Source organism: Burkholderia sp. WP9 (assembly GCF_900104795.1).
Lineage (GTDB): Bacteria > Pseudomonadota > Gammaproteobacteria > Burkholderiales > Burkholderiaceae > Paraburkholderia.
In genome coordinates this window covers 1,487,564-1,504,480 of sequence record NZ_FNTG01000001.1, presented here as the reverse complement: position 1 = coordinate 1,504,480, position 16,917 = coordinate 1,487,564, and the positions used below count along the sequence as shown (strand labels likewise).

At 63.5% G+C, this 16,917-nt stretch carries 17 protein-coding genes; 13 read left to right on the top strand and 4 right to left on the bottom strand.

Annotation, left to right across the window (positions count from 1 at the left end):
* The first annotated feature begins 21 nt into the window (after positions 1 to 21).
* The 11 genes from mltG (at position 22) to BLW71_RS06680 (ending at position 12,037) form a co-directional block, all read left to right on the top strand.
* The gene (gene mltG / locus BLW71_RS06730; protein ID WP_091800527.1) at positions 22 to 1,032 is read left to right on the top strand and encodes an endolytic transglycosylase MltG; all 1,011 of its coding nucleotides are present in this window, start codon (positions 22 to 24) and stop codon (positions 1,030 to 1,032) included.
* Positions 1,032 to 1,652 carry a dTMP kinase gene (gene tmk / locus BLW71_RS06725; protein ID WP_091794331.1) on the top strand — a complete coding sequence of 207 codons (621 nt, stop codon included), beginning with the start codon at positions 1,032 to 1,034 and terminating at the stop codon, positions 1,650 to 1,652. Before mltG ends, tmk begins: the two co-directional genes overlap by 1 nt.
* Before the next feature lie 94 nt (positions 1,653 to 1,746).
* Complete coding sequence (locus tag BLW71_RS06720; RefSeq protein WP_091794329.1) at positions 1,747 to 2,781, top strand: DNA polymerase III subunit delta'; 1,035 nt, start codon at positions 1,747 to 1,749, stop codon at positions 2,779 to 2,781.
* Positions 2,782 to 2,921: 140 nt separating this feature from the next.
* Entirely contained in the window at positions 2,922 to 3,455 is a 534-nt protein-coding gene (locus BLW71_RS06715) for a GNAT family N-acetyltransferase (RefSeq protein ID WP_091794327.1), read from the top strand.
* A 34-nt stretch (positions 3,456 to 3,489) separates the two neighbouring features.
* Complete coding sequence (locus BLW71_RS06710; RefSeq protein WP_091794324.1) at positions 3,490 to 4,281, top strand: TatD family hydrolase; 792 nt, start codon at positions 3,490 to 3,492, stop codon at positions 4,279 to 4,281.
* A 67-nt stretch (positions 4,282 to 4,348) separates the two neighbouring features.
* The gene (locus BLW71_RS06705) at positions 4,349 to 5,083 is read left to right on the top strand and encodes an ankyrin repeat domain-containing protein (protein ID WP_091794322.1); all 735 of its coding nucleotides are present in this window, start codon (positions 4,349 to 4,351) and stop codon (positions 5,081 to 5,083) included.
* A 541-nt stretch (positions 5,084 to 5,624) separates the two neighbouring features.
* Entirely contained in the window at positions 5,625 to 5,981 is a 357-nt protein-coding gene (locus BLW71_RS06700) for a Rap1a/Tai family immunity protein (RefSeq protein ID WP_091794320.1), read from the top strand.
* A gap of 388 nt (positions 5,982 to 6,369) precedes the next feature.
* Positions 6,370 to 7,593: a mechanosensitive ion channel family protein gene (locus tag BLW71_RS06695; protein WP_091794318.1), complete on the top strand. Its 1,224-nt coding sequence runs from the start codon at positions 6,370 to 6,372 to the stop codon at positions 7,591 to 7,593.
* 437 nt (positions 7,594 to 8,030) lie between these two features.
* Entirely contained in the window at positions 8,031 to 9,443 is a 1,413-nt protein-coding gene (gene otsA, locus BLW71_RS06690) for an alpha,alpha-trehalose-phosphate synthase (UDP-forming) (protein ID WP_091794315.1), read from the top strand.
* A 115-nt stretch (positions 9,444 to 9,558) separates the two neighbouring features.
* Positions 9,559 to 10,740 carry an AAA family ATPase gene (locus tag BLW71_RS06685; protein ID WP_091794313.1) on the top strand — a complete coding sequence of 394 codons (1,182 nt, stop codon included), beginning with the start codon at positions 9,559 to 9,561 and terminating at the stop codon, positions 10,738 to 10,740.
* Between the two features lie 229 nt (positions 10,741 to 10,969).
* A complete protein-coding gene (locus BLW71_RS06680; protein WP_091794311.1) occupies positions 10,970 to 12,037 on the top strand; it encodes a glycosyltransferase family 4 protein in 1,068 nt (355 codons plus the stop codon).
* Between the two features lie 306 nt (positions 12,038 to 12,343).
* Here the strand turns inward: BLW71_RS06680 and BLW71_RS06675 are convergent, their stop codons facing one another.
* From BLW71_RS06675 to BLW71_RS06665, 4 genes are all read right to left on the bottom strand, one after another.
* Positions 12,344 to 12,931, bottom strand: a complete 588-nt coding sequence (locus BLW71_RS06675; RefSeq protein WP_091794309.1) for a BPSL1445 family SYLF domain-containing lipoprotein — start codon at positions 12,929 to 12,931, stop codon at positions 12,344 to 12,346.
* Between the two features lie 62 nt (positions 12,932 to 12,993).
* Positions 12,994 to 13,314 carry a hypothetical protein gene (locus BLW71_RS40770; RefSeq protein WP_143048308.1) on the bottom strand — a complete coding sequence of 107 codons (321 nt, stop codon included), beginning with the start codon at positions 13,312 to 13,314 and terminating at the stop codon, positions 12,994 to 12,996.
* Positions 13,311 to 13,760, bottom strand: coding sequence for a hypothetical protein (locus BLW71_RS06670; protein ID WP_091794307.1), 450 nt, complete (start codon positions 13,758 to 13,760; stop codon positions 13,311 to 13,313). The genes BLW71_RS40770 and BLW71_RS06670 overlap by 4 nt, the downstream gene beginning before the upstream one ends.
* Positions 13,761 to 14,011: 251 nt before the next feature.
* Positions 14,012 to 14,308, bottom strand: coding sequence for a PsiF family protein (locus BLW71_RS06665; RefSeq protein WP_091794305.1), 297 nt, complete (start codon positions 14,306 to 14,308; stop codon positions 14,012 to 14,014).
* A 449-nt stretch (positions 14,309 to 14,757) separates the two neighbouring features.
* Here BLW71_RS06665 and BLW71_RS06660 point away from each other — a divergent pair, with 449 nt between their 5' ends.
* Positions 14,758 to 15,054 (top strand): YciI-like protein, encoded by a 297-nt coding sequence (locus BLW71_RS06660; protein ID WP_091794303.1) that lies wholly within the window; start codon positions 14,758 to 14,760, stop codon positions 15,052 to 15,054.
* 596 nt (positions 15,055 to 15,650) lie between these two features.
* Positions 15,651 to 16,886, top strand: a complete 1,236-nt coding sequence (locus BLW71_RS06655) for a DUF6566 family protein (RefSeq protein WP_091794301.1) — start codon at positions 15,651 to 15,653, stop codon at positions 16,884 to 16,886.
* The last annotated feature ends 31 nt before the right edge of the window (positions 16,887 to 16,917 follow it).

Genomic DNA, 16,917 nt, shown 5'->3' with positions numbered 1-16,917 from the left:
TCCAACCCTGCCACGTTTCGCATGTCCCTGTTCAAGAAATGTTTCATTGCCGGCTCACTCGTCGTTGTGCTGGCCGCAGCCGCAATTGCTGGCGGATACCATTGGGCCACCAGTCCGCTCGATCTGACCCCTGCGCAACTCGATGTCACGGTCAAGCCGCATAGCAGCTTGCGCAGCGTCACGCTGCAACTCAATCGAGGCGGCGTGCCGGTCGAAGCGGAGCTGTTCGTCATCATGACGCGGCTGCTCGGACTGCAAAGCGAGCTGAAATCGGGCAACTACGAGTTCAAGACGGGCGTGACGCCGTATGAGGTGCTGCAGAAAATCGCCCGCGGCGACGTCAACGAATACGTGGCGACCATTATCGAAGGCTGGACCTTCAAGCGCATGCGCGCCGAGCTGGATGCCAATCCGGCGCTCAAGCACGACACGGCCGGGATGAGCGACGCCGACCTGATGAACGCGATCAACGCACCGGAGGCGTCGATCGGCAATGGCGAGGGACTGTTTTTCCCGGACACCTACCTGTTCGACAAAAACACCAGCGACCTCGACGTGTACCGCCGCGCCTACCGTCTGATGCGCCTGCGTCTGGACGAGGCGTGGACCGCGCGCGCGGCGAATCTGCCGTACAAGACGCCGTACGACGCGCTGACCATGGCGTCCATCATCGAAAAGGAAACCGGCAAGCCGTCTGACCGGCCCATGGTGGCCGCGGTGTTCGCGAACCGGCTGCGCGTGGGTATGCCGCTGCAAACCGACCCGACCGTGATCTACGGCATGGGCGAGAGCTACAGCGGACGCATCAGAAAGAAAGACCTGCAGACCGACACTCCCTACAATACCTACACCCGCATGGGGCTGCCGCCAACGCCCATCGCGCTGCCCGGCGTGGCGTCGCTGCAGGCGGCGCTGAACCCGGCACCCAGCACCGCGCTGTATTTCGTCTCGCGCGGCGACGGCAGCAGTATCTTTTCCGACACCCTCGGCGATCACAACAAGGCCGTGGACAAATACATTCGAGGGCAATGATGGCGCGGGGCAAATTCATTACGTTTGAGGGCATCGACGGGGCGGGCAAGACCACCCACCTCAGCTGGTTTCGGGAGCGCCTCGAACGGAAAGTCGCAAGCACCGGCCGCGCGGTCGTCATGACGCGTGAACCGGGCGGCACGCCGCTCGGCGAGCAGATCCGCGAAATCGTGCTGCATCAGAAAATGGACCTCGAAACCGAGGCGCTGCTAATGTTCGCGCTGCGCCGCCAGCACCTGGCCGAAGTGATCGAGCCTGCGCTCGCACGCGGCGACTGGGTGCTGTCGGACCGTTTCACGGATGCGACCTTCGCCTATCAGGGCGGTGGCCGCGGACTGCCGCGCGACAAGCTGGAAACGCTGGAGCGCTGGGTGCAGGGCGGTTTCCAGCCGGACCTGACGGTGCTGTTCGACCTCGCGCCCGAAATCGCCAGCGAGCGGCGCAGTGCGGCACGCGATCCGGATCGCTTCGAGAGCGAATCGGCGGCATTTTTCAATCGCACCCGCGCCGAATATCTGCGCCGCGCCGAAGAAGCGCCGTACCGGTTCGCTATCATTGACTCCGCGCAGAGCATTACGCAGATTCAGAGAAAACTTGAAGAATTGATCGCAGTTCTTTGATTTAAAAAGAATATAACCTTGGTTTATATCGGTTTTCAGAGTTCATGCGGTACTGCATGTAACGTCTGCAACCGTTTGATCGAAAAGAGAAACAATGATTTATCCGTGGCAAGCCGATGACTGGAACCGCCTGCAGCAATTGCGCGGCCACTGGCCGCACGCCCTGTTGCTGCATGGGCAGGCGGGCATCGGCAAGCTGCGCTTCGCGCAGCATCTCGCGCAGGGCTTGCTGTGCGAGGCCCAGCAGGCCAACGGGGAGCCGTGCGGCGCGTGCGTGGCCTGCAACTGGTTCGCGCAGGGCAATCATCCGGACTACCGGATCGTCGTACCCGAGGCGCTGGCCGCCGAAGCGGGCCTGAACAACGCGGCGGACGAAAAAGCCGACAAGGCCGATGCAGACGAAGGCAAGAAGACGCGCACGCCCAGCAAGGAAATCAAGATCGAGCAGATTCGCGGTTTGCTCGATTTCGTCGGCGTGGGCTCGCACCGCGGCGGCGCGCGCGTGGTCGTGCTGTATCCGGCGGAAGGGCTGAATATCGCCGCGGCCAATGCCCTGCTGAAGACGCTTGAAGAACCGCCGGTGGGTGTCGTGTTCCTGATGGTGTCGGCGCGTATCGATCGCCTGTTGCCCACTATCATCAGCCGCTGCCGCCAGTGGCCGATGACCATGCCCGCGCCGGACGTGGCGACGAAGTGGCTTGCCGCGCAAGGCGTGGCCGAGGCGCCCGCGCTGCTCGCCGAAGCCGGCGGCGCGCCGCTCACGGCGCTCGCGCTCGCCAGCGACGAGAACCGCACGCTGCGCGACTGGACGCTCAAGCAACTGGCCGCCGGCCCGCAGTGCGACGCCTTCGCCTGCGGCGAGGCATTGCAGAAGCTGCCTGTGCCGCTGGTGCTAGGCTGGCTGCAACGCTGGATGTACGATTTGCTGGCGCAGCGCACGGCGGGCGCGCCCCGTTACTTCCCGCAAGCCTCGGCGGCATTGACGCGCTGCGCGTCGCAGGCCGATGCCAGCGCGTTCGCGCGCTTCATGCGCACTGTGACGCGCCAACGCGCCGTCGAGAACCATCCGCTGAATGCGCGGCTGGTGTTCGAAGAGCTGTTTATCGGCTATCGCGAGTTGTTCGCGTAAGCCGCCGCTGCGTGCGGGGCGCGTTCTCGGCCGCTGGCGCGCTGCGCCGCGCCTCACAGCCGGCGCCGGCCCGCCATTCGTCCTGCGCCGTTCGTCCGCCGTTCGTCCATTATCCGCTTCCATCTCACGTTCAACGCACCATGAGCCTTTCCTACCGCGATGCCACGCTCGACGATCTGCCCGCTATCGTCGCCATCTACAACTCGACGGTGCCGTCGCGGCAAGTCACCGCCGATCTCGAGCCGGTCAGCGTCGAAAGCCGGCTGACCTGGTTTCACGCGCATGGCCCGCACAAGCGTCCGTTGTGGGTGGTGGAAGACTCGCAACAGCCCGGCCGCGTGATCGCATGGCTGAGCTTTTCGGACTTTTACGGCCGCCCGGCCTATCTGCGCACCGCCGAAGTCAGCATCTATCTCGACGAAAGCGCGCGTGGCAAGGGTCTCGGCAAGCAATTGCTGGCGGCTTCGCTAGCGGCGGCGCCGGCGCTCGGCATCGATACCGTGCTCGGCTTCATCTTCGGCCACAATGACGCGAGCTTGCGCCTGTTCCGCGGCTTCGGTTTCGACACGTGGGGATCGTTGCCGCGCGTGGCCGTGCTGGACGGCGTGGAGCGCGATCTGGTGATTCTCGGCAAACGCCTCGACGCCGCCGCGACAGCTCCGGCCGCCGCCTGATTCCCTTCGAGCCAGCCCTACGCAGGACACCCCCATGTTTGTCGACTCACATTGCCATATCAATTTCGAAGGACTCGCCGACCGCCTGCCGCAGGTGCTCGAGAACATGCGCAGCCATTCGGTCACGCATGCGCTGTGCGTGTCCGTCGATCTCGAAACGCTGCCTTCCGTGCTGGATATCGCCAGCCGCCATGAGAACGTGTACGCGTCGGTCGGCGTGCATCCGGATCACGAGCACATGCGCGAGCCGAGCGTCGCCGAACTGGTCGAACTGGCCGCGCATCCCAAAGTGGTCGCGATCGGCGAGACCGGCCTCGACTACTACCGGCTGGAAGGCCGCACCATCGCCGACATGGAATGGCAGCGCGAGCGCTTTCGCACCCATATCCGGGCGGCGCACGCCGCGAACAAGCCGCTGATCATCCATACGCGATCGTCGTCGGAAGACACGCTGCGCATCATGGCCGAGGAGCGCGCAGGCGAGCCGGGCGGCGTGATGCATTGTTTCACCGAGCCGTGGCATGTCGCCGAACAGGCGCTTGCGCAGAATTTTTACATCTCGTTGTCGGGCATCGTCACGTTCAAGAGTGCGACCGACGTGCAGGACGTCGCGCGCCGCGTGCCGCTCGAGCGTTTGCTGATCGAAACCGACTCGCCGTATCTCGCGCCCGTGCCGTATCGCGGCAAGCCTAATGAACCTGCGTACGTAAGTTATGTCGGACGGTTCATCGCGCAACAACGCGACATGCCGGAAGCGGCGCTGGCCGAGGCGACCACGCAAAACTTCTTCCGCCTTTTCAAGATTCCCGCGCCGGCTGGTGCGTGAGGCGTAAAGTCGATAAATATCAAGAGGATAGGGAAGTTTCCTAAAGTTAAATATGAGAGAAATTTCGATGTCGTTGACTGCACAGCAGGACACTTTCGCAGGCGTGACAACGCGTGGCGCGCTGGCTTCGGCACGGCGCGGCGTCTCGCGCTTCACGTTCGCCGCTGCGCTCGTTTGTGCCGCGCTGACTTCGCTGGCGGTGTCGCCGGCCCAGGCGGCGCCGATCGATTCGCTGATCAAATCGGTCAAGTTCGACGACGTGGACGGCGTCAACAAGTTGCTCGCCAAGGGTATGGACCCGAACAGCGTGGATAACCAGGGCATTCCGCTGCTGGTGCTGGCCGCGCGTGAGAAATCGGATAAAGTCGGCGCCGCGCTGCTCGCCAATCCGAAGACCAACATCGAGATTCAGGACAAGGCCGGCGAGAACGCGATGATGATGGCCGCGCTGAACGGCGATCTCGCCTTCGTCAACCAGTTGATCGCGAAAGACGCCGAGGTCAACAAGAAGGGTTGGGCGCCGTTGCACTACGCGGCGGCGAACGGCAACGACGACATCGTCAAGGTGCTGCTCGACCATTCGGCCTACGTCGACGCCGGCTCGCCGAACGGCACCACGCCGCTGATGATGGCCGCGCGCGGTGGCCACGTGTCGACCGTGAAGCTGTTGCTCGACAACGGCGCGGACCTGACGGTGAAGAACCAGATCGGCATGACGGCGCTCGATTTCGCGAAGACTTACAAGGAGCCGGACGTGGTCGAAGGGTTGACCGCGCGCCTGCAGCAGATGCAACAGAAATAGTGTGCGCGGCTCACGGCGGCCGGTTTGCCGGCGGCTTGGGGCGGGTAGAGGGTCTATGCGCTCTGCCGGCGGCTGGAGCGCGAGTCGAATGTGTCTGCGCTCCGTCGGCAGTCTGGAGCGTGAGCCGAAGGTGTATGCGCTCTGGCGGGCGAATTGGAGCGCGAGTCGAAGATCTACGCGCTCTGTCGGCGGCCCGGAGCGCGAGTCGAAGGTCCACGCGCTCTGCCTGCCGCCTGAAGCGCCAATCGAAGGCCCACCCGCACTGACAGCCATCTGAGCTGCTGTCAAAAGCCCGCGCGGTCTGCCTGCCGCGACGGGCGCCGCCCGCGAAACGCTGCCGTGGCATCGCTGAAGCACACGAGTGCCGGAGCACTTGGCGCCGCCAACTCACCCGGCTCAAAAAAAGTGCCTGAAGATAGCGGTGGCGCGCACGCTTGCGCTTCGCAAAACAGTGCAGAATGTCGACTTTGGCGCGCCACATGTGCGCGCCCTTTGGATGCGGCGAAAGACCGCCTGATAAACGACCCTGGAAAGGAACACCATGCTGCGGGCTTTGATTTTCGCCAGCGCGCTCGCCGTACCGCTATCGGCAGCCGCGTTTACGGGAGGCGACCTCAACAAGCTGTGCACCAAGACGGACGTGGCATCGCGTAGCGCGTGCGCCGCTTATATCGAAGGCGCCGCCGACGGCATCTTCAACACCATCGACGCGATCGGCGGCACGACCGGCCCGCGCGTCGGCCAGTACTTCTGCCTGCCGCAGGACGCGCGCTCGGCGCAGCTGACCGACGCGGTGCGCAAATATATCGCTGAGAATCCGATCGTCGCCGGCTATAACGCCAGCACGGCGATCTCGCTCGGGCTCGGTAAAGCGTTTCCCTGCAAGAGCGGCAGTTGAAATGAAGCACGGCTGATGCCCTGCGCGTCGGCATCCGGCGTGTTGGGCGTTTCGGCCCATGAGGGTTTTCCGGCTTTTCAGCCGTGGGCACTTCGGGGCATTTCTCATAGCTCTACCTGAGACCCGGTCTCAACGCCGGCTGTCCGCTTGTAGAGGCGGCGGGCCTCGCCACCTTTCGCGGATCGCGCGGAAGAACAATCTAAGATGTCAGTAGGCAGGTCGTGCAGTCGTGCGGCCTCGCGTCCGCTTCAGCGGCGCCTGGCGACCGGCGCCGCCCGGCAGCCGGGCGCCTTTCGCCACTCCGCGGCTACCCCGCGGCCATGTCGGTGGCCGGTTCCGCGCCGGCTCGGCTCAGCTCAGCACTCATGCCAGGAGGACATTCCCCTTCATGCCTACTCTCGACGACCTCAGCCGCATCGCCGAAGCGCCGCTGCACACGTGGCTCGGCGCGTTGATCGTCTCGGTGATCGCGGTGGTGCTGGCCGTGGGCATCCATCGGGTCGGCGCGCGTATCGTGACGCGGCTCGCGCGGCCTTATCCGCTCACCAGCGTGGTGCTGCGCTATATCGACAAGCCGGCGCTATTCATGCTCGTGATCCTCGCGCTGGAGGCAGTGGGCTGGGAAGCGCCCGACACGCTGACCTTCATCACGCCGTTGCGCGACGCCGCCGCAATCGCGCTGATCGGCGCGATCACCTGGCTCTCGGTGCGTTCGGCGGCGGCGATCGGCGAGGCGATCATTCAGGCCCATCCGCTCGATACCGCCGACAACCTCCAGGCGCGCCGCATCCATACCCAGGCGCGCGTGCTCGCGCGTTCGGTGATGTTCGTGATCGTGATCGTCGGCGTGGGCGGCGCGTTGATGACGTTCCCCAATGTCCGGCAGATCGGCGCGAGCCTGCTGGCGTCCGCGGGTGTGGCGGGACTGGTCGCCGGTATCGCCGCGCGGCCGGTGCTCGGCAATCTGATCGCCGGCTTGCAGATTGCGCTGTCGCAGCCGATCCGTCTCGATGACGTCGTCGTGATTCAGGGCGAGTGGGGGCGTATCGAGGAAATCACCGGCACGTATGTATCGGTGCGTCTGTGGGATCAACGTCGGTTGATCGTTCCGCTGCAATGGTTTATCGAAAACCCGTTTTCGAACTGGACCCGCAGCAGTTCGCAGATCATCGGCACGGTGTTTCTCTACGTCGACTACCGCATGCCGCTCGCGCCGTTGCGCGAAGAACTCGCGCGCATTGTCGAGGACGCGCCCGAGTGGGATCGCCGCGTGCAGGTGTTGCAGGTGACGGACGGCACCGAGCGCTCGATGCAATTGCGCGCCCTCGTCAGTTCGCTCGATTCCGGCCTGAACTGGGATTTGCGCTGCCGGGTGCGCGAGGGATTGCTCGACTACATTCAGAAGCATTACCCACAGTACCTGCCGCGGGCGCGCGCGGAAGTGTCGGCGGAACTCGAAGCCGGCAAAGGCGAAGCGCTCGACTGGGTGCCGCGCAGCACGCAGACGCCGGCCGGCAGCACGGCCGCGCACACCGAGGCCGATCCGGTGGCGAGCCGCGCCGCGAGGCCGCCGGCGGGCGAACTGCCGCAGCATGTGAAGGAAAAAGTTTGACGGCGGTCTGACGGCGGTCTGACGGCGGGCTTGACAGCGATCAGACAGCGATCAGACAGCGATCAGACAGCGATCAGACAGCGATCAGACAGCGAATCAGGCATGCGGCCAGACAAGCGGTCAAACGGGCGGTCAAACATGCGGCTTGAGGGCGTTTTGACGGAGGCTTGACAGCAGTCCGGCGGCAGGTTCGATCGCGGCTTTAACCACGGCTTTGACCACGAAACCGCCAGACTGTGGCACGCCGACGCCGATGAATGCAACTGATCGGGCACCAAAGCGGTCGAACCGTCCACTCACTCACGAAGCCGGCGCGGCTTCGCGTGTCTCATCGTGTTTTGGGTTCTCCTCGCGCGATGGCGCACGAGACGAGACATCGCCAAAGACCCGATGATCGATACGCGAGCGCGCCGCGCGAACCAAGGAGGACATGCAACATGGGCCGACTCATCGTCGTGTCGAATCGCGTCGCAACGCCGACGGAAACCAAAGGATCGGCCGGCGGCCTCGCGGTCGGCGTATTCGGTGCGCTGAAAGATGCCGGAGGCGTGTGGTTCGGCTGGAGCGGCGACGTGGTCAGCGAGACCGTCGCCAATGCGGGTCCGACGCTGGAGCAGGACGGCGCGGTGACCTTCGCGACCGTGGGTCTCACGCGCAAGGATTACGACCAGTACTATCGCGGCTTTTCGAACGCGACGCTGTGGCCGGTGTTCCACTACCGCAACGACCTCGCACGTTACGAGCGCGAGGAGTACGCGGGCTACCGGCGCGTCAATGCGTGGCTCGCGCAGAAGCTGATCAAGCTGCTCGAACCCGACGACGTGATCTGGATTCACGACTACCATTTGATCCCGTTCGCCGAGGCGCTACGCAACGAGGGCGTGACGAACCGCATCGGCTTCTTCCTGCATATTCCGTTTCCCGCGCCGCAGATCCTGCTCAACATTCCGCCGCATGAAGAACTGGTGAAGTCGCTGTCGTGCTACGACCTGCTGGGCTTCCAGACCGCCACCGACGAACTTGCGTTCAAGGATTACGTCACGCGCCACGCCCGCGGTACGGTGGGCGCGGACGGCGTGGTCGAAGCATTCGGCCGCAAGCTGCGCACCGGCGTGTACCGGATCGGCGTGTTCCCCGACGAAATCGCCGAGCAGGCGAAGCGCTACGAAAGCCGTCAGCACGTGCTCGACCTCAAGCAGAGCCTGGAAGGCCGCAAGCTGATCATGAGCGTCGACCGGCTGGATTATTCGAAGGGACTTGTCGAGCGGTTCCGCGCCTTCGAGCATCTGCTGGAGCGCTCGCCGGAATGGCGCGGCAACGTCACGCTGGTGCAGATCGCGCCGCCCACGCGCTCGGACGTCGCCACCTACCAGAAGATTCGCCAGGATCTGGAGTACGAAGCAGGGCGCATCAACGGCCGCTACTCGGGTCTCGATTACACGCCCATTCGCTATCTGAACCAGCAGTACGACCGCTGGAAGCTGATGTCGCTATTTCGTGAATCGCAGATCGGTTTCGTGACGCCGCTGCACGACGGCATGAACCTGGTCGCGAAGGAATACGTCGCCGCACAGAATCCCGACGATCCCGGCGTACTGGTGCTGTCGATTTTCGCGGGCGCGGCGGCGGAGCTAACGGGCGCGCTGCTCGTCAATCCACACGACGCGATTGGCATGTGCGAAGCGTTGCAGCGCGCGTTGCAGATGCCGCTCGACGCGCGTCAGCGGCGCCATGAGATCAACATGGCGGCGCTGCGCAAGAACGATCTGGGTGTCTGGCGCGATACCTTCCTGCGCGATCTGCGCAGCGTGCCGGTGCAGAAGCCGGGCAAGGGCGGCGGGCATAAATGACGGCATGTATCGACCAGTGCGTGGCCCGCTCGTCGAGCGGACGTTTCGCCGCGTGTGAGCGCGTAGCGGCGCCACGGAGCGCGCACGCATACGCGGCTGAACGTCAGGCGGACGCATGTTGACCACATTGGCTGTCGCGGGTTACCGGTCGCTGCGCGAGTTGATCGTGCCGCTCGGCCGCCTGAATGTGATCACAGGCGCCAACGGTAGTGGCAAGTCGAGCGTGTATCGGTCGCTGCGGTTGCTGGCGGAGACGGCGCGCGGCGGGGTGATTACTTCGCTGGCGCGCGAGGGCGGCCTGCCATCCACGTTGTGGGCTGGTCCTGAGCGCTTTTCGCGGGCGGTGCTGGCCGGCGAGTTTCCGGTCGAGGGCACGCGGCGCAACGAGCCTGTGAGTCTGCGGCTAGGCTTTGCCGGCGACCAGTTCGGCTATGCGATCGATCTCGGTCTGCCGGCGCCAGAGCGGCCGTCACCTCCCATTCCCAGCAAGTTCACGCTTGATCCAGTCATCAAGCGTGAATGCATCTGGAGCGGCCCGGTGCTGCGGCCTTCAGCCTTGCTGGTGGATCGGCACGGCCCGGCGTTGCGCACGCGCGATGAGCGTGGCGACTGGCAAACCATTCCGCAACCCGTCGCCAGCTTCGACAGCATGATGACGGAGTTCTCCGATCCACGCACCGCGCCCGAGATGGTCACGGTGCGCGAGCAGATCCGCTCGTGGCGCTTCTACGACCATTTCCGCACCGACGCCGAAGCGCCCGCGCGTCTGCCGCAGATCGGCACGCACACGCCGGTGCTCGCGAACGACGGCGCGGACCTCGCCGCGGCCTTGCAAACTATCCGCGAGATCGGCGACCCGGCCGCGCTCGACGCCGCCATCGACGACGCTTTTCCGGGCTCGCGCCTCGACGTCGCGACGCAGGACGGCCGCTTCGAAGTGGTGATGCAGCAGCATGGCTTGCTGCGAGCGCTGAAAGGCGCGGAGCTGTCCGACGGCACCTTGCGCTACCTGCTGCTGGTCGCGGCGCTGTTGACGCCTCGTCCGCCCGAACTCCTCGTGCTGAACGAGCCCGAAACGAGCCTACATCCGGATTTGCTGCCGGCGCTCGCCCGCCTGATCGCGCAAGCCGCCGCGCATTCGCAGGTGCTGGTGGTGTCGCACGCGGCGCGGCTGATCGCGTCGCTCGAGCGCGAGGAGGCGAGCCAGTCGATCGTGCTGGAGAAACACTTCGGCGCGACCCGTATCGCCGACCCGGACGATCGCGATCTGCCGCCGTGGAAATGGCCGGCGAGATAACCGCACAATCGTTTCGGCGGCGCGCCGCATGTAAGCTGGATGTAACAGCGCCGAGAAAATGCAAGATTGGCGGTTTTTTGTTGTCCCGTAGTGAATAATGCATCGATGCCGGTCCTGCATCGCGCCCGAGCGCGACCATTGCATTGATCGGAGGTATCGGCGCTGACATACGCAGCGCCGCTGACGTGCACCGCCCAAGGCGCAAGCCGTCAGCTTACGGAGACACAATATGAAGATTGCGCAGATCGCCCCTCTGACCGAATCGGTGCCGCCGAAGCTTTACGGCGGCACGGAGCGCGTCGTGTCGTACATCACCGAGGCGCTGGTCGAACTCGGCCATGACGTGACGCTGTTCGCAAGCGGCGATTCCGTGACCAGCGCGAAGCTCGAAGCCGTCTGGCCGCGCGCGCTGCGGCTCGACCCGGGCATTCGCGATCGCGTCGCGCCCCATATGCTGCTGATGGAACTGGTGCGCCGCCAGGCCGAAGACTTCGACGTTCTGCATTTTCACCTCGACTATTACTCGTTCTCGGTTTTCAAGCGTCAGGAAACGCCGTTCGTGACGACCATGCACGGCCGGCTCGACTTGCCGGAGCAACAGCCGGTATTCGACACCTTCAACACGGCGCCCGTGATCTCGATTTCGAACGCGCAGCGCCATCCGCTGCCGCAGGCCAAGTGGCTGACCACCGTGTATCACGGCTTGCCTGAGCAGCTCTATACGCCGCAGCCGGTCGAGCAGAAGTACCTGGCGTTTCTCGGCCGGATTTCGCCGGAAAAGCGGGTCGACACGGCGATCCGGATTGCCGGCCGCTGCGGTATGCCGATTCGCATTGCGGCGAAGGTGGACGCGGCCGACCGCGAATATTTCGAACGCGACATCCGTCCGTTGCTGGATTTGCCCTATGTGGAGTTCATCGGCGAGATTGCGGATCATCAGAAGGCCGAGTTCCTGTCCGGTGCGCACGCGTTGCTGTTTCCGATCGACTGGCCCGAGCCGTTCGGTCTCGTGATGATCGAAGCAATGGCATGCGGCACGCCGGTGATCGCGTTCAACCGCGGCTCGGTGCCGGAAGTGCTGGAAGACGGCGTGACGGGCTATATCGTGGAGGACGAGATCGGCGCCGTGGCGGCGGTCAATCGTCTGCACAAGATGCCGCGTGCGGGTGTGCGGCAGCGCTTCGAGGAGCGTTTCACCTCGCACCGCATGGCTCAACAGTATGTGAACGCGTATCAGTCGGTGATTCGCGCGCAGAAGCGTTCGCGCTTCAAGGTGATCGATACGTCGGGAAGCTGATCCGAAGGGATTCAGCCAACGCGGCGGGATAAAAAAGAGCGGCGATGCGTGGTGCGCACCGCCGCTTTTTATTGCCGCATCACTCGGAACAGCGAGGCGCTGCGGACGGTCGGGACTTCTGCGTCAGGCCATGCGGTACGCCCGCGCTGAACCTCGGCCCACAAAAGCTCACCGGCGCGGCGCGTGCCGCGTTGTTTGCAATGCACAGGCGGTCCGCGTGGGATTGCGTCTGATCCGGCCACCGCTGCTCACGGAACCCGGCGGATCAGACGCACACCCCGCAGACCGGCAATCGGACCGCGCGCGTTAGATCTTCAGACGCGAGACCTTGGTGCCTTGCAGTGATACATCGGCCATCAGGCCGGCATTGGTGAGCACGAACACCTCGACCGGCGCCGTCGCGGTGTTGGTGTCGATCGCGCCGTTGGCGCCCATCTTCACCAGCGCGACAGAGGCGTCGCCGCCCGCCGACCAGCCGTCGGCATTGCGGAATTTATCCAGTGCATCCTGGGTCATGAACAGGAAGATGATCGCCTTGGATTGCGCACCTGCCTGAAAGCCGAACGAACCGGAAATCGTGCTGTAGTACCCGACCGTGCCGCCGCCGACCCGCAGTGAGCCTTCGCCGTACTGACCGCCGACGATAAAGCCCACCTGAAGCACCGACGGGAAAACGAGAACGCCGCGCGCCTTAGAGACCAGTTCGCGTGAGCCCTTCACAGTCGTGAAGAGCCGCGACATGGTGCCTTCGACGCTAGCGTCGATCGACTGGCGTTTGGATGCGTCGGTGGCGGGTGTGTCAGGGTTGCCTTTGTTCGTCGTACAACCAGCGAGTGCAAGGCCTCCGAAAGCGAGCGCAGCGGTAGTCTTCAACATGAAGTTTCGTCTTTGCATCGTTTTTCTCCGTCATGGTTCCGGGGCGCAACCTCATTTGATATTGCCGGGTTGCCTTTGAGTTATATCACACGCAAGCACAAATGGCGCGCTTCCTTGGCAGGCCAAGAGCCTTGTGTGACGGGGGTTTCGGGCAAATCGTAAGACGTCGTGCTGTAATTTTGACTGCTGCGGGAGCCTGCGGCGTAGCCGCGCGCGCCGCGCGTTGGAATGGTTCCGGGGAAATCGTGCCGGATTTGATTGGGCTCAATGGAAGGGTACGCGTGAGCGCATCGACGGATCATTTTTACCGATTTTTCGCCGGGCGTATAAGCGTTGCAATCAAACTGAAAGTGTTGCTTCGACGCCGCAGATCTGATGCCGGATCGGATGAGCACTTTCATCCGTGATTCGCCGGACTTTTGACCGCAGGCGGACGCCGCAATACGCGACGCACCATGCCGATCAACATGCCGAGCAGGAACAGCGTCACGGCCGGCACGATCCAGTAGCCGACGAATGCATGCCAGAGGTAAGCCAGCAGTGTAGCGCGGCGCACGCTGTATTCATTGCGGGCGTCCTGTTGACGCGCCGCGTTCGCGGCTAGCACCTCGCTTGGGCAGCCTGCGGCTTGCGCCTCATCCGGCTTGCCGTGGCAGCGCGCAGGGGCGCCGGCGGCGCGTTGTGCGTCGGTGAAATTCCAGCTGGTGAGCGCGCGGTCGAGGTCGACGGCGTTGTACGCCATTTCCTCGCGAATCTCGCTCACCGCCACGATCGCCACGGGCACCGCCCAGAATATGATGACGACCAGCCACCGCCTCAGCCAGCGGTTTTTATGCTTCGATACCATCCTTGCCTCCGATGGATGCTCTGCAGCACCAACGACAAGATGGCGGCCCGTCTAATGTTGTATATGGGGGTGGGCCGTCTCCGCAGCCATCATAGAAGAAAAATGGCGCGTTCGGGCGGGTGGACAGTGAAGGGCGGGGCGGGAGGCAGGCAAACAGCGCGCCGGATACGGCGTCGCTGTGTTCGAACGGAAAGCGCTCGTGCCCCGCGCTCGTCGCGCGGCGCCGATTGGCTATGTTTGACTTGCTGTGATCACTTGGACGGCGCGGACGACAGGCAGCTCTTCATGAACGCCTTGCGGTCATCACCCTTCTTGTCGGTGGCTTGCGTGTTGCACGCCTTCATCTTGTCCTGCTGGCTCATCGGCGCGGCGGCGGTCGGCTTGGCGGACAGACAGGTCTTCATGAATGCCTTGCGGTCGTCGCCCTTCTTGTCGCCGGCCTGCTTGTTACAGTCGGCCATTTTCGTTTGCTGGCTGTTCTCCGCGAACACCGGCGAAACGAGGACAGCGCCCAGCACCAGCGTAGCGATAGCGGATTGGATTTTCATGTGACACTCCATCGGTGGTGAAAACGTTTTTGGTCGTTCATGCGCGCGGGCGTCAACGGTATCCAGGACCCTCGGCACGTCCATTATGGCAAATGCTGTCTGCCAGAACGGCCAAAACAGCAATCCGGTTGACACGCGCTCACGCTGGTTTTCCCCTACGTAGCAGGGATTCGCGCCGGATTGGAGAATGAAAGGGCAATGGCGGCCATGTCGAATTATGTTATGCATTCCAGATTAATTGCATAAGGCGAATTCAAACGAATCAGCACGGCATCATTCGACAGAATGAATCTGGAAATTCAAACATGCTTTGTGCATTGCTGCAGGTGCAATTGAATAGTAAATCGGCATGAAATTCTGTATCCCGATATATGGGTAATATTGACCGCGATGCATGCCGCGGTTGCGTCGCTGGTCCAATTCCCCGCACCGTCCCAAGGAGGCTCTCCATGCACTATCTGTTGATGTATGACCTGGTGTCCGACTACCTCGAACGACGCGCCGCATACCGCGACGAGCATCTGAAGCTCGCGTGGGCCGCCGCGGAGCGCGGCGAGCTGTTGCTGGGCGGGGCGTTAAGCGAGCCCACCGACACCGCCGTTCTGCTTTTTCAAAGTGACTCTCCCGCAGTCGCCGAAGCCTTTGCCCAAGCCGATCCCTATGTGCTCTCCGGTCTCGTGACGCGCTGGCGCGTGCGTGAATGGACGACGGTGGTCGGCGAGGGCGCGGCAAAGCCGGTACGTTGAAACCTAATCGAGCGGGTCGTATCGGAGAAGCGCTGAGCCGCGCAGTCAGTCGGCGGGTGGCGCGCTGCGTTCGCCGCGTCGCACAGGCCGATGTCCACGCGCTCATGTACCGCGCATAGTCTTTCCGGGCGCGGCTTCCCCACGCCTGTTCCTCACAAAGCCGCAAGCGAAATGCATCGAAATATCGAGTCGAAGAGATCGCCGATTCATTAAAGCCTATTCACGCGTGATGCCTAAATGTTGTGCGCTGCAATAGCGTCGTTTTGTGCCCGGAAGCAACAGGAGTTCTGTGACGGTAATGCGAGAAAAGACGCAGCAAAAAGGACAAGATTGTTTCTATCCGTAACACTTGTCTCACTCATATTCACGGAAACCCTGGGGATGGTATGCTTCGTGCACAAATTCTCCCATGCACGAGTGAGACCACGTTTTGTGCTTCGCAATAGGGATAAGCCGCACTAAGAAAGGGCGGGTTTGACCAGCTGACAGAACGTACAAAACATATTTGTGCAACCGCGGGCTGCACACGAATCGTGAAAGTTGAATTCGTGGCGTCCCAAAGCCGCGGCCCGGCCAGGCTGCGTGGAGAAAACCCAATGTTTTTCGATGAGCTAAGCAATGACGAATGGGCGCTGCTGGCAGCGCTTGTCTCAGACGAGCCGGCCGTCCGTTTAAACCGGCGTGGCCGGCCTCGCGCCGAACCGCGCATCGTGGCGAACGCCGTCCTGTGGATTCTCACAACCGGTGAACCCTGGTCGAAACTGCCCGGCCGTTACCCGTCGGGTCCCACTTGCCGGCGCCGCTTTGAAGAGTGGCAATTGAACGGCACGCTGCTGGAGATGGTTCGGCTGTTGTCGCAAACCGGTCGCACTTTTGCGTACGTCCCTCAACCGGCGCCGCCCGTCGCGGCCAAACCCGCCGCACCGGTAGCGGAAAGCCCCCGCACGCGCGACGAGAATCTGCGTGGCGTGTCGTGGAGAAGTCCCGAGTCGTGGCAGGCGCCCGGTATGTCGAGCAGCCTCGCCAACTGGCGTTCGGCCGATCCGATTGCCGACATCACGCGGCAGTTGTCCGGGGTTGCTAATGGAACTTCAAACGGAGTTTCAGGCGCGGTTTCAAGCGGACTTTCAAGCGGTGTGGCGAACGGCATGACGAACGTCTCGCCAGTGTCGCGCGCACCGGCGTCGCACGGTGCAGCGCCTGCGCGGTATGTCGCGCGCGCAGAACTGCCTCGCTCGGACGAAGCGGGCGCGGTGAATGCGGCCATGCACGGTTTGAACTCCGCCATCGCGTCGGCGCGCGGCACGCCCGCGCCCGATGATCGGCGCAGTCCGCTGTCGATGAGTCTCGCGCCTCGCGGCACGGAAATCGCCGACCGCGGCTATGTGATCTATGTCTCGGCTGAGCGGGTGCCGAACGCCATGTATCGCGCATGGGCGGAAATTATGAAGGACGGCAAACGCGTCGAGCGTTCCGGCCTCGTCGGCCCGCGCTTTGAGGATGCGGAAGCGGCAGAGCACTACGCGCTGGACTGGGCGCGCCAGTGGATCGACCGTGAATGTCTCACGCTGGCAGCGGCAGCTGAATCAGCAGCATCGGCGCATGCGTCAGCGAACCCGGCGCACGCCGCGGCTCGTCCGTTGCCAGCCTTGCGCCATGTGCCGGAGCCGGTCGCGGTCAATCACGGCGCGCCTTTGCATGGACCGCTGAACGCGTTCCGTGGCCCGTTGCGCCGTTATCCCGGCGAACCGGCGGCTGTCAACGCAGCAACCGAGAGCAGTGCATCAGACCGTTTTCCGTCGTACACAGAACTCATCTCCCACGCGGGATGAGCGCGGCGGCTAGCACGGCATTTCCCCGCGG

What these genes read in the sequence shown, in the direction of transcription:
- BLW71_RS40770 (WP_143048308.1), bottom strand. Translation starts at nt 13,314, where the DNA reads ATGAAAGTGCTCATCCGATCCGGCATCAGATCTGCGGCGTCGAAGCAA.
- mltG (WP_091800527.1), top strand. Translation starts at nt 22, where the DNA reads ATGTCCCTGTTCAAGAAATGTTTCATTGCCGGCTCACTCGTCGTTGTG.
- BLW71_RS06680 (WP_091794311.1), top strand. Translation starts at nt 10,970, where the DNA reads ATGAAGATTGCGCAGATCGCCCCTCTGACCGAATCGGTGCCGCCGAAG.
- BLW71_RS06700 (WP_091794320.1), top strand. Translation starts at nt 5,625, where the DNA reads ATGCTGCGGGCTTTGATTTTCGCCAGCGCGCTCGCCGTACCGCTATCG.
- BLW71_RS06660 (WP_091794303.1), top strand. Translation starts at nt 14,758, where the DNA reads ATGCACTATCTGTTGATGTATGACCTGGTGTCCGACTACCTCGAACGA.
- BLW71_RS06675 (WP_091794309.1), bottom strand. Translation starts at nt 12,931, where the DNA reads ATGCAAAGACGAAACTTCATGTTGAAGACTACCGCTGCGCTCGCTTTC.
- otsA (WP_091794315.1), top strand. Translation starts at nt 8,031, where the DNA reads ATGGGCCGACTCATCGTCGTGTCGAATCGCGTCGCAACGCCGACGGAA.
- BLW71_RS06705 (WP_091794322.1), top strand. Translation starts at nt 4,349, where the DNA reads ATGTCGTTGACTGCACAGCAGGACACTTTCGCAGGCGTGACAACGCGT.
- BLW71_RS06720 (WP_091794329.1), top strand. Translation starts at nt 1,747, where the DNA reads ATGATTTATCCGTGGCAAGCCGATGACTGGAACCGCCTGCAGCAATTG.
- BLW71_RS06655 (WP_091794301.1), top strand. Translation starts at nt 15,651, where the DNA reads ATGTTTTTCGATGAGCTAAGCAATGACGAATGGGCGCTGCTGGCAGCG.
- BLW71_RS06710 (WP_091794324.1), top strand. Translation starts at nt 3,490, where the DNA reads ATGTTTGTCGACTCACATTGCCATATCAATTTCGAAGGACTCGCCGAC.
- BLW71_RS06665 (WP_091794305.1), bottom strand. Translation starts at nt 14,308, where the DNA reads ATGAAAATCCAATCCGCTATCGCTACGCTGGTGCTGGGCGCTGTCCTC.
- BLW71_RS06685 (WP_091794313.1), top strand. Translation starts at nt 9,559, where the DNA reads ATGTTGACCACATTGGCTGTCGCGGGTTACCGGTCGCTGCGCGAGTTG.
- BLW71_RS06670 (WP_091794307.1), bottom strand. Translation starts at nt 13,760, where the DNA reads ATGGTATCGAAGCATAAAAACCGCTGGCTGAGGCGGTGGCTGGTCGTC.
- BLW71_RS06695 (WP_091794318.1), top strand. Translation starts at nt 6,370, where the DNA reads ATGCCTACTCTCGACGACCTCAGCCGCATCGCCGAAGCGCCGCTGCAC.
- tmk (WP_091794331.1), top strand. Translation starts at nt 1,032, where the DNA reads ATGGCGCGGGGCAAATTCATTACGTTTGAGGGCATCGACGGGGCGGGC.
- BLW71_RS06715 (WP_091794327.1), top strand. Translation starts at nt 2,922, where the DNA reads ATGAGCCTTTCCTACCGCGATGCCACGCTCGACGATCTGCCCGCTATC.